Origin of the sequence: Flavipsychrobacter stenotrophus (assembly GCF_002954265.1) — a bacterium.
Classification (GTDB): Bacteria; Bacteroidota; Bacteroidia; order Chitinophagales; family Chitinophagaceae; genus Flavipsychrobacter; species Flavipsychrobacter stenotrophus.
This window is the reverse complement of record NZ_PPSL01000002.1, coordinates 348,369-362,610: the sequence shown is the minus strand read 5'-3', so window position 1 is coordinate 362,610 and position 14,242 is coordinate 348,369. Positions and strand designations below refer to the sequence as shown.

Genomic DNA, 14,242 nt, shown 5'->3' with positions numbered 1-14,242 from the left:
TGATGGCTGCTTATTTTTTCCAGATCGAATTACCTGTGTTTACCACAGAGATGATGGCTGTTGTACCTGAACACAGGCACAATGTGAATAAATTATTTTCTGAAGGTAAGCTGCTGTCATATAGTGTGTCGCTGAACAGGGACATGATATGGTGTGTGATCAATGCGGAAGATGAACAGGTGGCAATGGAGCAGGTGATTGCGTTTCCTTTGTATCCTTTTTTTGTTGACGTAACCTGCACCCCGTTGTTGTTTCATAACACACTGCCTAGCAGCCTGCCGGGCATTTTTCTTAATTAAAACTAAAGTTCATCCATTTAGCTCGTGGCGATGTTAACCAGAGTTTGGATCTCTTCCAGGTATTTTCTTGCATTGTAGTCATTTACTTAATGACATGGGTTTGCACTGAATCTCAAGAAAGTGTATCTACTGAATTTCTGACATTTTCTGCAATCTGATAATTCAATCAATGCCTATATGAGGCATTTGTTATTGATTTAAAATTCATGGGTATTGTATTGATATTGTGTTGGGTTTTGAGTATTTTCACAAAAAAAAGCTGTGTCCCGCACCATTTCGCTTACCGTAAAAGATTCAGTAATGAATGCTTATGTGGCAGTTCCTCATGGGGGCGGCCCTTTTCCTGCCGTTATCATATTTCATGATGCTTTTGGAGTGAATGCAGATATGAGAGGGGTAGCTGATAAGCTGGGCCGGGAAGGCATTGTGGCGGTAGTGCCTGAACTTTTTCACAGAACGGCACCAGCGGGATTTGAAGCGAGGTATTACCAACATTCAATAGCTATGCCACATGTAACGGCAACCCGCCATGAGCAGATAGTTGATGATATGCAGGCCACTTTAAAGTGGTTGAGTTCTCAGGAAAATGTAAATGAAAATAATATAGGGACGCTTGGGTTTTCGATAGGGGGCAGATTGTCGTTTATTGCCAACAGCATTGTAAAGTTGGGCGCAAGTGTAAGCGTATACGGTGGCCAGTTGGATAAAGAGTTGGACCGAGTTTCAAAATTGCGAGGTGCTCAATTGCTTGTGTGGGCCGGAAGAGACGAGTATATTCCGGCAACACAGTCGGGAGCTGTAATAGATGCAATGAGGAGTGCTAACCGGGACTTTGTGAACCTGGAATTTGCACATGCGGGTCATGGTTTCTTTTTCGATGGTCACCCTTCTTATGATGCAGGGGCATCAAAGCAGGCATGGGGGGTAATAAAGGAGTTTTTGAAACATCATTTATCGGCGTAAGGCACTGCTAACTGCAATATGTGGTCATTCATAAAATAGCCACCACCAATATCGATATCCTCATCGCCAATATTCTTGAAGCCGATCTTTTCATAAAAGCCTATTGCAGATTTATTATAGCGGTTTACGTTCAGCCTTAGCTGTGTAGTGCCATTACCGGAGATTACAGCCGCAATATGATCCACGAGATATTTTCCTACCCCCTTGCCCTGGTGGCCCGGTAGTATGTATATTTTATGCAGTTTGAACAGGCCTTGTTCTATCTCTTCAAATGCTGCAAATGCAGCCGGAATATCGTCTGAATAGCAAACAATAAAATTTTGTCCATCCTGCATCTGCTGTGCGAGCACCTCGGGGTGATAGAACTTATTGAGCATATACTGTACCTGCACAGGGCCTAGTATGGGTGTATATGTTTGCGGCCAAACCTGCATGGTGAGTTCACGAATGAGATCTATGTCTTTTGGAGCAGCGTTTTTTATGTGAAGCATCAGCATCAAGTTAAAAGTCAAAACAAAAAAGTGTTCCACCCGAATCATTAAGCAGGGTAGTGAATTTGCCCTTATGGGCTTGGATCATGGTTACTTCTTATCATTTGATTTATAGGTCAACCATTTTTCGGTAAATGTAGCTAACAGATCATCGTCATATGCCCGGGGATTGAGTTTTAAGTCGTCGGTATCTGTTGTCAGTAAAGGGTTCCCATTTTCGTCTAATACAATGAGTATGGGGTAACCCTGATCTTTGGGTACATGTAATTGGTTAAGTATCGTTTCATTTTTATTGACAGGGCTGAAGTTGATGAAAACAAGTTCATAGTTATTATAGTATTGATGATTGCGGGTTAGGTGTCCGTACATTTTTCTTGACCAAAAACTCCAGTCGCCGCCGACTACCACAAGGACGTGCCTGTGTGCTTTTTGCGCAGCCATAAGAGCGTCATTAAGAGCCTTTTGTGCATCGGCATAAGGATTGAACAGATATTTATTGTCGATAGGCTTTTTTACTTCCTGTGAAAAACTTATTTTTGATGGAACTATAAAGAGGAATATGAGGAAAAATAAACGCTTCATATTTCAAAGTTATAAGAAAATAATTAGTTTAAACTGTCATTAACCGCCGTAAATGAAAAGGGATATTCGCTACACATTAGTCATTGCAGCTTTAGGTATTTTAGGTTTTTCTTCATGTAAAAAGAATTACCATTGCCAGTGTGCGTATAACAACGAGATCAAGCTGATAAGAGATCTTGGCTCTATGACCAAAGACGATGCGACGACAGAATGCGAGTCGTACGATACCACTGTAGTTGGTGAAAGATGGAACTGCACCATTTATTAATAGTATTTTTTATGGCTGCCTAAATTGAAGAGATAAACCCATCAGGCGTATCTTGTAGTACTGCTATTCTTAAAAGATCCGTTATTTTTTTACAGTAATTGTTTCGTCATACAATACCATATTATCTTTGCACCCATGCAGGATCTGACAAATTTTGACCCTAACTCCGTAGGACTTAAATCGAACAACATATTTGGCTTGCCATTCACTGAAGAGCAGGCCCAACTGGTATTGCTTCCTGTGCCCTGGGAAGTGACCGTTTCTTACCGTGTAGGAACGGCACAGGGCCCCGACCATATTTTTGAAGCGGCGATGCAGGTAGATCTTTTCGACCCTGATGTTAAAGACGGGTGGAAGAAGGGTTTTTATATGATGCCGGTAGACAAGAACATTCGTAAAAAGAGTGATTACCTGCGCCAGTGTGCAGAGTTGATACTGTCTCATATGGTAGAAGGTGGAGATGTTGCCGATAATGAACAATTGTCTCATAAACTCACTGAGATCAATAATAACGGCGAAATACTGCGTGACTGGGTATATGAAATGACCAGTAACCTGCTGAAACGTGGTAAGAAAGTAGGACTTATAGGCGGCGACCACAGTACGCCGCTTGGTTTTATCAAAGCCTTGGGTGATGTACACAGCGATTTCGGTATTCTGCAGATAGATGCACATGCCGACTTGCGCATAGCCTATGAAGGGTTTACGTACTCACATGCCTCAATCATGTACAACACGCTGAAGGAAGTGCCACAAGTGAAGAAGCTGGTACAGGTGGGTATACGCGACTATTGCAATGAGGAACTGGAGATGATAGAGCAGAGTAATGGCAGGATAAGAACATTTTTTGACAAAGACATAAAGGAGCAGCAGTATGAAGGTGCAACCTGGAAACAGATTTGTACCCAGATCATAGATTCGCTGCCGCAGAAAGTATACATCAGTTTTGATATTGATGGCCTTGACCCTAAGTTATGCCCTAATACCGGTACGCCTGTGCCGGGTGGCTTTGAAACAGAGCAGATATTCTATTTATTTAAAATGCTGCATCAGTCGGGTAAGGAGATCATTGGGTTTGACCTGAATGAAGTATCTAATGGGTTTACACATGGGGATGGAATTGACGCTATTGTTGGCGCAAGGGTATTGTTCAAGTTGTGCAACTACATGGTAGGGTAGTAAAGTCCAACGGGCAAAATGAAAACACAAAATGTGTCTGTGAATACCAATAGTATTTATTGTCAGTTGCTTACACAGGTATGCCGCCCCTTCAGGGCTTGTGTTTTTTGTTGTATGGTCGAGGGGTTGAAACCCCTCGCTGTTTATTTCGCCCTTTCAGGGCTTGCTCGAATGGTTAAATCTGTTGTATTGCCGCAGTTGTAGTGTTTATTAGAAATATGCAAATTGGTTCACTTTAGCCTCGGGCAGGCTTGATCCTTTCTTTGCAAAGCTATTTTTTCATATATTTACCTCATCATGAGCCGATTAATATTATCTCTTATTTGTCTGTGTATGTACTTCACAAGTACAGCGCAAACATTTCTAGGACTTAACGGAGACGTAAACTGTGTTACCCAGATAAGGGATAACCCGGCGTTTGCCGTGCATGAAGATCGTGCGCAGATCAATTTCCTTACTGTTGGAGGTGAGATAGGCGGCAATGCGCTCATGTTCAAAAAGAAGATCTATAATTCTTTTACTACAGGCCAGGCTACTATGGATAAAGACTACTACCGTAGTTATGACAGGCATAGTAAGACCATGTGGGCTAATATGGAAGTGATAGGTCCGGGTGCTTCTTTCCTGGTAAAGAAAAAGTACTTTATTGCCGTTACTACAGGTATGCGCTACCTGATGAACCTAGACAACCTTGACGATAATGTGTTTAGGATGATGGGTGTTAATGCCACCCGTGACACTAACCTGGTAGATTCGTTCAAGGTGAAGAATTTTGCGATGACATCGCAGATATACAGTGAGCTGAATCTTACTTATGCGGGTTTCATCTTCCAGAGTGAAGATCATACATTGGTAGCAGGTGCGAGTTTGAAAATACTGAATGGTATAGGTGCAGCAGGGCTGGGAGTTGGCAATGCATCATTCAAAACTTACAATAATGATGGCCTTGCTCACAATGCTACTGGCGACGTGAATGTCGCTATGACGCCATATGCCAATAAATGGGCTATTTCTACCAATCCTTTCAATGCGCTGCGCAACCCTGCTAATAATATGAGTGTGGGTGCAGATCTTGGGTTGGTGTATTACATGAATCCTAATGAAACGTTGTTCAGGAGAAAGGGTTATATCTCCCGCCTGGCGATATCGATCACCGACATAGGTCATAATTCTTACACTGCCTCATCGGTATCGGGCAAGTATGCTGTGGACAATAAAAATATTGATTTCAAGAACATACAGAACAACAGCGATATTTCATTTGGTACGCGCATTTTCAATGACTACCTGGTTGATACTATTGCCAAGCCTACGAGCAGTACAAAGAAGGTGAAGTTTGGATTGCCAACTGCCTTGCACCTGAATGGCGACTTTAAAATAGAAGAGCGTTTCTGGGTGAATGCCAATGTGCTGATCAACCTGCGTAAGGTAGATGCCAACGAGTTGTCTAACCACTACATCTCTACAGTAACCGTTACGCCACGGTATATAAGGGGTAAATTCGCAGTGTCTGTTCCGTTCTCGTTCAATATTCAGAAGCAAGGGTATCTTGGTGTGATCTTGTTTGCCGGTCCTGTTTATATTGGATCAGGATCATTATTCCAGATGACAGCGTCTAACAGTATTAATAATCTCAACCTCTTCCTTGGGTCAAGCCTGCGTATAAAGGCTAAGCGCCAAAAGGAAAGAGATGCCATGATGATGTAAATATTATTTTATATGAAACGTATTTTATTCTTTATACTTACTGTAACTGTTGTTGTGCTGGGCTCTTGCAAAAAGAAGAGTTCTTCTGTGCCGGCACAAATGACGGCTGTAATAGATAACAGGCCATGGGTGTCCGGCAATTCGGCGGTTAAGTTTGACAAGTCAACAGGCGTGCATATTACCATTACAGCTGACTCTGCCAATACACACATGAAGCTGGATATTGGTAATTACACAGGTGCGGGTACTTATGTTGTTTCTGATTCAGGTAATACTGCGAGCTATATCAGCCGTGATGGTGAAACTCACGTTGCCACATCGGGACAGATAGTTATTACGTCCAATACCACTAATGGCACTAATCGCAATGGCATAAAGGGTACTTTCCAGTTTCTGGCAGGTACTGTGCAGGTGACCGCCGGGGCATTTGATGTGAATATGTATTTGAATTAGGTTAAAGATAGCCTCACCCCGGCCCTCTCCAAACCTTCCTGTCGGCAGACAGTGGAGAGGGAGATGTGTTTACGTACTCAAAGAGAGCCGGCCCGATGTGCCGTCGGTCAGAGACCGACAGCGGGCGGACAAAAATGCAAATCGGCATCTTCCACTGATAAACAATAACATTTCAGAAGGTTTCTAATTTTTACATTTTACTTTAAATTTGCCCTATGTCTATAAAGGTCTCTTCCCTCAGTAAATTATACGATACACAGAAAGCAGTAGATAATATTTCTTTTGAACTGAAGAAAGGAGAGATCGTGGGATTTCTTGGGCCGAATGGTGCGGGTAAGTCAACTACAATGAAGATCATTACCGGTTATCTGCCTGCATCGGGCGGAAAGGCTGAGGTATGTGGTTTTGATGTAGCTGAAAAGCCTATGGAAGTGCGTAGCAGGGTAGGCTACCTGCCTGAAGCTAATCCACTGTACTATGATATGTACGTGCGCGAATACCTGGAGTTCACAGCCGGCATACATAAGCTGGGCAAGGGTGCGAAGCAACGCATAGAGGAAATGATAGAGATGACCGGACTGAGCAAGGAAGCGCATAAGAAGATAGGTGCACTCTCTAAAGGCTATAAACAGCGTGTAGGCCTGGCACAGGCAATGCTGCACGATCCGGAGGTACTGATATTAGATGAACCAACGACCGGACTCGACCCTAACCAGATACTGGAAATACGTGACCTGATACGCAAAATAGGTGCTGAAAAGACCGTGCTGCTGTCTACACACATTATGCAGGAGGTGCAGGCTATGTGCAGCAGGGTGATCATCATCAACAATGGCCAGATAGTGGCTGATGATTCAATTGAAAATCTGCGTGAAGCCGGTGCGCAACAGGATGTGATGATGGTATCATTTGACAAAGCCGTTGACGCTAAACTGTTGAAGCAACTAAAGAACGTAGCATCCGCAGAGAGTGTGGGCGATAACAAATGGAAGCTGGTAAGTAAGAGTGCAGAAGAATTGCCTCGTGAGCTGATGCAGTGGGCATTAGATCAGCATGTGAACATAACGTCTATGCAGGCTGAGGTGAATAGTTTGGAAGATGTGTTCAGGAAGTTGACGAAGTAGTTATTTTAAGTCAAAATTCAAAAGTGAAAACCTAAAAGTGTGTATAGAGAATGCCTGATCGTTGATTGGGCATTTTGTTTTAATGGGGGTTACTTACTTGGATTGGTGCGACAGTTGCATCGTATTTACAACCCACTCCTTTTTAAAGTTCTTCTACAACTGAGGTGGGTGCTTTTTCTGTCCCATCATCTATTGCACAAAATCTTATTTCGATATTGGTTTGCCGAAAAGAGTAGGATTGTTGTCGTGATTAGGTCGTGTTAAATTGAATTTGGGCTTATCGAACTTTCAATTATTTTACTAACATCGTCAAGCGGTAGCGTCTTCCCTTATTCAATTTCTTTTAGACCAACTTCAACTTTTTCTATAAAATCCTGTTCTTCTAATTTCTCCTGCGTAGGTGTTGATTTGCTCAAATTTACCATAAATAAAAATATGTTGCAGTTACAATTGGGCGCGAACCTACGGCTCGCGTGTGTAGGGGAGGGGATTATGTGCTACAAACCTTTTGCCACCTACGGCGCAATGACATGTTCTTTAACGAATGCGCTTAATTATACATCCGATACCTTCGGCATCGAAGTCAAGATTTTTATTTTTTCTATAGACATCTGATACCTTCGGCATCATTACTTGCTTTTCAAAAATAGTTAAATCGGTTGCATTGAGATAACCGGGCAATAATGTGCAATGTGCAGAATTTTGAATTTCCTCCCACACTTTCACACAACATTTTAAACCGCTAAATGGGCTTTACGGGTAAAAACGGTTAATATTGCATACAATTATGAAGCGTTTAGCCATATTAGGAAGTACCGGTTCGATAGGTACACAGGCACTTGATGTAGTAGCGGCTCACCCCGGCTTATTTGAAGTGGAAGTGCTCAGTGCGCATAGCAATGCGACATTACTCATAGAGCAGGCAAGAAGGTTTAAGCCTAATGCCGTAGTAGTAACCGACGAAACAAAATACAAAGAAGTAAAGGATGCCCTGATGATGTTGCCTATAAAGGTATTCACAGGTCATAAGGCATTGGCAGAAGTGGTCCAGTGGGATACTGTTGATACTGTGCTTGGCGCTGTGCTGGGCTTTGCAGGGTTACACTCTATACTCGCGGCTATTGATGCAGGTAAGCGTATAGCATTGGCTAATAAAGAAACACTGGTAGTGGCAGGTGAACTGGTGATGGCGCGTGCCAGGGAAAAAGGTGCGGTGATCATACCGGTTGATAGTGAACATTCGGCGATATTTCAGTGCCTTGCAGGTGAAGACCTGAACAAGGTGGAGAAGGTAATATTGACAGCATCGGGTGGTCCGTTTCTGGGTCGTAAGCCTAATTATCTTGTTAACGTAAAGGCATCTCATGCATTGCAGCATCCTAACTGGGTGATGGGTGCGAAAATAACCATAGACAGTGCCACCCTTATGAACAAGGGCCTGGAAATAATAGAGGCTAAGTGGTTGTTTGCATTGAACAATGACCAGATAGATGTGGTGATACATCCGCAGTCTGTAATACACTCTATGGTACAGTTTACAGATGGTTCGGTAAAATCTCAGATGGGATTGCCGGATATGAAGCTGCCCATACAGTATGCTATAGCTTACCCTGAGCGCATACACAACGATTACAAAAGGCTGGATTTTAAAGACTTCCCGAAGCTGTCGTTTGAGGCGCCTGATTATAAGACGTTCCGCAACCTGGCGCTGGCAATAGATGCTATGAAGAAAGGTGGCAACGCGCCTTGTGTGCTGAATGCTGCCAATGAAGTAGTGGTACATGCATTCCTGCAGAATAAAGTAGGTTTCCTGGAGATGAGTGAGATGATTGAGAAGACGCTTGACTGTATGACATTCATAGAGCACCCGACCATTGAAGAGTATGTAGAAACCGACAAGGAAGCCCGCATACAGGTAACCGAATTCCTTAAGAAAAGTCAATTATCTATTTATTAAGCTACACGAAAAAGCATCATGCCATTAAATTCCCTTTTATTGATGTCAGGCGGCCTTATACAGGCATTACAGCTACTGGCGGGCCTGTCATTCCTTATTGTATTGCACGAGTTCGGCCATTTCTTTTTTGCCCGTTTGTTCAAGACCCGCGTTGAGAAGTTTTACCTCTTTTTCGACTTTTTATTTCCTTTTTCAGGCCTGTTGAATTTTTCTTTGTTCAAGAAGACATCGGGCGGTACTGAGTATGGAATTGGTTGGTTCCCGCTGGGTGGCTATGTGAAGATAGCAGGTATGGTTGATGAGAGCATGGATAAGGAAGCGCTTGCAAAGCCGCCTGAACCGTGGGAATACCGCTCTAAGAAGGCCTGGCAGCGTATGCTCATCATGCTAGGTGGTATTATTGTGAATGTGATAATAGCTATTGTTCTGTACATGGTGATATTTGGTGTGTGGGGCGAAAGATATACGCCAACAGCCAAAGCTGAATTTGGTATTACAACAGATAGTACTGGTCGCTTTATAGGATTCCGTGATGGTGATATTCCTAAATCAATTGATGGCCAACCAATAGACAGGCTTGAAAATGTGGTAATGGCATTGCTGTTTCACAATACAGGTGGTACTATGGTAGTGGTGCGTGATGGTAAAGATGTGACATTGCCAATACCGAAGGGTACTATTACAAGATTGATCAAACGCAGAACGCCATTGCTTGCACCGCGCGCACACGCAATTATAGATACTGTGCTGCCCAACTCTATAGCCATAAAAGCAGGATTTAAGGAAGGGGATAGTATTATATCTGTGAACAATGATCTTATGCAATGGGGTGGAGACTTTATTAAATACAGAAGTGAGCATGAAGGTCAGCCGTTGGCGGTAGCGTATTCTCGCGGTGGCCGCATTGATACCATACATACTATGTGTCCGAAGGACTCTATGCTTGGTATGCTGGTGGGTGCCAGAGATAAATACATGGTGCATGAGACCTATACCCCCGGTGCAGCAGTAGGCAAGGGCTTTAGGGAAGCTTTTGATAAGCTGAGGTTGTATATGATCCAGTTTAAGTTGTTCGTATCTCCCGAAGTAAAGATCAACCAAAGTGTGGGTGGCTTTTATTCTATGGGTAAAATGTATCCTGATGAATTTGACTGGCATGCATTTTTGAGCCTTACAGCTTTTATTTCTATCGCATTGGCATTTATGAATCTGTTGCCTATTCCGGGTCTGGATGGTGGTTATGTGATCTTCCTGTTGTTCGAGATGATAACCGGCAAGCAGGTAAGTGAGAAGGTGATGGAAAAGGCTACTACTGTAGGGCTGGTTATCTTACTGGCGCTGATGGTGTATGTAAATGGACTTGATATTCTGAAAATATTTGGAGTGAAGTTCTAAAGTAAAAAAAGCACTTAAAAGAAAACGGGTCTCCACAAGTGGTGACCCGTTTTTGTTTTGAGCATCTGCTGTCGTCGCTTTTTATTGACTAGTCGAAGCTCCGATCTATATCTTCAGTTCTTATGTGATCTTTCTTCTTAGTTGGGGGAGTTGCCAATGGGTTGGCAATTGCCAGCCGGGTAGTTACAGGCCTTTTGTTCTTCGGGAATTTAGCCCGGAAAAAATTTACTGTGGCAGTAGTTTCAACTATAGTAACAGCTGGTTTCTGTGGTTTCTTATTGTTATCTGCTATAGCGCCAATAATGCCACCCACTGCACCTCCCGCCGCGCCACCTGTGGCCGCGCCCGATGTAGTGTGTTTTATGCCGCGGAGATCTAGCGTAATATCGCCGGCATAGTATATGGTATCGGGCGAAGTGGGGGTGGAGGAAAGATACCCCTTCACGATATTAATGATATGGTTGGTGTTCTGGCTATAACCGATCCTCACCATATTGTTCTTCTGTAGGGGTAATTTCATGTAGAAGTAGCCGCTGTCATCGGGTTTTATGTGGTATTTGCCCGAGAATGTCTCGTTAAATAGAAATTCAAGTGACTTTTTCCTGATAGGCTTGTTTGTAAGCACAGATAGTTTGCCGAAGACAATGGCTTCTGTAGGTTTTACCTGCTCTGTATTCTTAATTCTGCCGGTTCCGCACGCCACGAGCGTGCAGGTGGATAAGAGTATAAGCGCTCTTTTCATAAGTGTAGTTGATAATTTGGTCGCAAATCTATACAAAAGGGTTAATTATACCTATTGGTGTTGCCCGTATTGCCGAACGACTAGACTTAGACATGCTGTTAGCTGTAGTGCGCAAATACAAGATTTGAACCCAATGATCTAATGCATTATAGGTGTAATACATTTTTTATAGGCCGGCTTGTATCAAAAACATACTTTTTTATTAAATAAATGAATTTTTTGGGCGAAAAATGCTCGTTTTTTGAACATTAACTTATACATTTGCACAAAATTTCAAGGCAGTAATGAGTTGTAAAAGTCTGTTTTCCTTATTGATAGTGGCTTTCGGAGCGTTTGGCTTTGTAAATCCTTCATTTGCACAAACAACTGAAGAAACTACAACCACAACTGCTGCTACCACAGAAGAGCATGCGCCGGAGAAGAAGGGTATAAACCTTACTGAGCTGGTATTCGGTCACGTATCTGATTCACACGAATGGCACTTTTTTGAACTGGGTGAAAAGCCGGTTGCTATTCCCTTGCCAATGATCCTTTATTCTCCTACAAAGGGTCTGGATATCTTTTCATCGCACCATTTTGAAGAGTGGCACCGCGATGCGGCTATGCCGGGTGTGCAGATAAGCAATGAGCACAATGGTTACCACATTGAGAAAATGATGAAGGAAAAGGTAATTGCAGAAGATGGTTCTAAAGTTTATGACCTGTCTATTACCAAGAACGTTTTGTCAATGTTGATCTCTGTAGCACTTATCCTTTGGATAATGTTATCAGTAGCTAAGAAGTATAAGGCTGGTGGTGCAACTAAGGCTCCATCAGGTTTCCAGAATGCTACCGAAACTGCCATTCTTTTTATTCGTGACGAAGTAGCTATACCTAACCTGGGTAAAAAGAAGTACATCAAGTACATGCCAATGTTGCTGACTGTATTCTTCTTTATCTGGATCAATAACCTTTTGGGTCTATTGCCGGGTGGTGCCAACTTTACAGGTAATATTGCAGTTACACTGTGTTTGTCTCTAATCTCTTTCTTTGTAATGATGATCAGGGCTAACAAGCATTTCTGGGGTCACTTGCTGAATCCTCCGGGCGTTCCATTGGGTATCAAGTTCCTTTTGGTGCCGATTGAAATTATCTCTATGTTCATCAAGCCGGTGGCATTGACAATACGTCTTTTTGCAAATATGCTGGCTGGTCACATCGTAATACTTTGTGTTATATCAATGATCTTTATATTTGCAGGGTTGAGCAAGTTCGCGGGTATAGGCTTTGTGCCGGTATCTATAGCATTTGCTATATTTATGTTTATGCTTGAGTTGCTGGTAGCAGCTATCCAGGCTTTCATATTTACCAATCTTACAGCAGTATTCATTGGTTCAGCGATCGAAGAAGCCCATCATGCAGAGGGTGTTGATCATGAGCATAACGATGCAATAGAAATTATAGCGTAGTTTTTTTTTTAATCAAAATCCATATAACATGTCTGTTTTAATGAACACAATTATGTTAGCCGGCGACATGGCAAAAGCTGGTGGTGCTATAGGCGCCGGAGTTGCTGCCCTGGGTGCAGGTGTTGGTATCGGTCAGATCGGTAAAGGCGCGGTAGAATCTATCGCTCGTCAGCCAGAAGCTGCCGGTGACATCCGTGCAAACATGATCCTGACTGCTGCCTTCGTAGAGGGTGTGGCATTGTTTGCGGTAATCGCAGGCATCCTCGCTATCTTCGTATAGTAGCCAAAGACAATTAACCGCATCCAACGCAGAGGGCAGCGGATGCGGTTATTTTTACCTTTTGAAGATTTTGAAAGAAAGAAATAATAATACCTTTTACCAATTTACTTTTTAACTAATTTAATAGTATTATAAAATGGATTTGCTGACCCCGGAACTCGGTTTATTCTTTTGGACGCTCATAGCGTTCCTTGTTGTATTCTTTATCCTTGGCAAATTTGCATGGAAACCAATTCTTGGTATCCTCAGCGAGCGTGAAAAAGGTATCACAGAAGCAATAGCATCTGCAGAGAAAATGAAGGGTGAAATGAGCCAGATGAAATCAGAGAACGAAAAACTGATGGCCCAAGCACACGAAGAGCGAACTGCTATGCTTAAGGAAGCTAAAGACATTAAAGATCGTATCATTGGCGAGGCTAAGGAAATAGCTAAGACCGAAGCGAACAAGATCATCATTGAAGCTCAGGCACAGATCAACCAGCAGAAGAACGCTGCTATGACTGAAGTGAAGAATGAAATTGGTACATTGGCTCTTGAAGTTGCTGAGAAAATATTGCGCAAGCAGTTGAATTCAAACGAAGGTCAGGAAGCTTACATGAATATGTTGGCTAACGATATCAAACTGAATTAGTCAATTCGGCAATTCGACAATTCGGCAATTAGCCAATTAATCGGGTTGCAAGGAAACGTTTTAATAAGATTAAAAAGACGAAGGTGTTTTGGATCATACCATTGCCGAATTGTCAAATTGTCAAATTGTCAAATTGTCAAATTAAACTATGCAGAATCCCCGTCTTGCCTCACGATATGCAAAATCATTGCTTGATCTGGCTATAGAAACAAACAAGCTTGAAGACACACTGAAGGATATTCAGCTGTTGGATAATGTTTGCCGGGTTAGCCCTGAGTTTACTGTTATGCTACGTAGCCCGGTTATCAGAGGCGACAAGAAGCTTGCTGTGATCAATGCGGTTGTAAAAGACAGTCTGCATGAGCTGACGAAGAAATTTATTGCTTTGTTGGGTGTTAAGGGTCGCGAAAGCAATATGCCTGAGATAGTAACGGTATTTATTGAGCAGTATAACAAATTGAAGAACATCCGCACAGTTAACCTGACTACAGCAACTGCAATGGATGATAAGATGAAGAATGCAATGCTGGCTAAGATAGCAGGATTTATGCCTACAGATACTGTTGACATGAAGACTAAGATCGATGCAAGTCTGATCGGTGGCTTTGTATTGGAAATTGAGGGTAAGTTGTTTGATGCGAGTGTGAAGAAGAAATTGAATGACATTAAATCGAGCATAGTTGACAACAGCTACGTCAGCAAGATGTAAATATAATTGCGCAA

General features: G+C 42.6%; 16 protein-coding genes. 13 read left to right on the top strand and 3 right to left on the bottom strand.

The window, feature by feature from the left end; genetic code table 11:
- Positions 1–2: 2 nt before the first annotated feature.
- Together CJD36_RS06635 and CJD36_RS06630 are read left to right on the top strand one after the other, a co-directional pair.
- Positions 3–299, top strand: a complete 297-nt coding sequence (locus tag CJD36_RS06635; RefSeq protein WP_105038352.1) for a hypothetical protein — start codon at positions 3–5, stop codon at positions 297–299.
- A 261-nt stretch (positions 300–560) separates the two neighbouring features.
- Complete coding sequence (locus tag CJD36_RS06630) at positions 561–1,262, top strand: dienelactone hydrolase family protein (protein ID WP_105038351.1); 702 nt, start codon at positions 561–563, stop codon at positions 1,260–1,262.
- On the opposite strand, the gene CJD36_RS06625 is transcribed toward CJD36_RS06630, so the two are convergent.
- A complete protein-coding gene (locus CJD36_RS06625) occupies positions 1,247–1,753 on the bottom strand; it encodes a GNAT family N-acetyltransferase (RefSeq protein WP_161499229.1) in 507 nt (168 codons plus the stop codon). The genes CJD36_RS06630 and CJD36_RS06625 overlap by 16 nt on opposite strands.
- 90 nt (positions 1,754–1,843) lie before the next feature.
- Positions 1,844–2,335 (bottom strand): thioredoxin domain-containing protein, encoded by a 492-nt coding sequence (locus CJD36_RS06620; RefSeq protein WP_105038349.1) that lies wholly within the window; start codon positions 2,333–2,335, stop codon positions 1,844–1,846.
- Between the two features lie 52 nt (positions 2,336–2,387).
- Here CJD36_RS06620 and CJD36_RS22965 point away from each other — a divergent pair, with 52 nt between their 5' ends.
- The 7 genes from CJD36_RS22965 (at position 2,388) to rseP (ending at position 10,418) form a co-directional block, all read left to right on the top strand.
- A complete protein-coding gene (locus CJD36_RS22965) occupies positions 2,388–2,603 on the top strand; it encodes a hypothetical protein (protein WP_133162527.1) in 216 nt (71 codons plus the stop codon).
- Positions 2,604–2,738: 135 nt separating this feature from the next.
- Positions 2,739–3,782 carry an agmatinase family protein gene (locus CJD36_RS06615; protein ID WP_105038348.1) on the top strand — a complete coding sequence of 348 codons (1,044 nt, stop codon included), beginning with the start codon at positions 2,739–2,741 and terminating at the stop codon, positions 3,780–3,782.
- A 297-nt stretch (positions 3,783–4,079) separates the two neighbouring features.
- Entirely contained in the window at positions 4,080–5,489 is a 1,410-nt protein-coding gene (locus tag CJD36_RS06610; protein WP_133162526.1) for a DUF5723 family protein, read from the top strand.
- Between the two features lie 12 nt (positions 5,490–5,501).
- A complete protein-coding gene (locus tag CJD36_RS06605; protein ID WP_105038346.1) occupies positions 5,502–5,942 on the top strand; it encodes a DUF6252 family protein in 441 nt (146 codons plus the stop codon).
- Between the two features lie 215 nt (positions 5,943–6,157).
- The gene (gene gldA / locus CJD36_RS06600; protein WP_105038345.1) at positions 6,158–7,066 is read left to right on the top strand and encodes a gliding motility-associated ABC transporter ATP-binding subunit GldA; all 909 of its coding nucleotides are present in this window, start codon (positions 6,158–6,160) and stop codon (positions 7,064–7,066) included.
- 787 nt (positions 7,067–7,853) lie between these two features.
- Positions 7,854–9,023 carry a 1-deoxy-D-xylulose-5-phosphate reductoisomerase gene (locus CJD36_RS06590; protein ID WP_105038343.1) on the top strand — a complete coding sequence of 390 codons (1,170 nt, stop codon included), beginning with the start codon at positions 7,854–7,856 and terminating at the stop codon, positions 9,021–9,023.
- Positions 9,024–9,041: 18 nt separating this feature from the next.
- Complete coding sequence (rseP, locus tag CJD36_RS06585) at positions 9,042–10,418, top strand: RIP metalloprotease RseP (RefSeq protein WP_105038342.1); 1,377 nt, start codon at positions 9,042–9,044, stop codon at positions 10,416–10,418.
- A gap of 88 nt (positions 10,419–10,506) precedes the next feature.
- Here the strand turns inward: rseP and CJD36_RS06580 are convergent, their stop codons facing one another.
- Entirely contained in the window at positions 10,507–11,160 is a 654-nt protein-coding gene (locus tag CJD36_RS06580; RefSeq protein ID WP_105038341.1) for a hypothetical protein, read from the bottom strand.
- Between the two features lie 284 nt (positions 11,161–11,444).
- Between CJD36_RS06580 and atpB the strand changes: the two genes are divergently transcribed.
- From atpB to atpH, 4 genes are all read left to right on the top strand, one after another.
- Entirely contained in the window at positions 11,445–12,608 is a 1,164-nt protein-coding gene (gene atpB, locus CJD36_RS06575; protein WP_105038340.1) for a F0F1 ATP synthase subunit A, read from the top strand.
- A 40-nt stretch (positions 12,609–12,648) separates the two neighbouring features.
- The gene (gene atpE, locus CJD36_RS06570; RefSeq protein WP_240609313.1) at positions 12,649–12,888 is read left to right on the top strand and encodes an ATP synthase F0 subunit C; all 240 of its coding nucleotides are present in this window, start codon (positions 12,649–12,651) and stop codon (positions 12,886–12,888) included.
- A 136-nt stretch (positions 12,889–13,024) separates the two neighbouring features.
- Positions 13,025–13,519 carry a F0F1 ATP synthase subunit B gene (atpF, locus tag CJD36_RS06565; protein ID WP_105038338.1) on the top strand — a complete coding sequence of 165 codons (495 nt, stop codon included), beginning with the start codon at positions 13,025–13,027 and terminating at the stop codon, positions 13,517–13,519.
- 148 nt (positions 13,520–13,667) lie between these two features.
- Positions 13,668–14,228 carry an ATP synthase F1 subunit delta gene (gene atpH / locus CJD36_RS06560; RefSeq protein WP_105038337.1) on the top strand — a complete coding sequence of 187 codons (561 nt, stop codon included), beginning with the start codon at positions 13,668–13,670 and terminating at the stop codon, positions 14,226–14,228.
- The last annotated feature ends 14 nt before the right edge of the window (positions 14,229–14,242 follow it).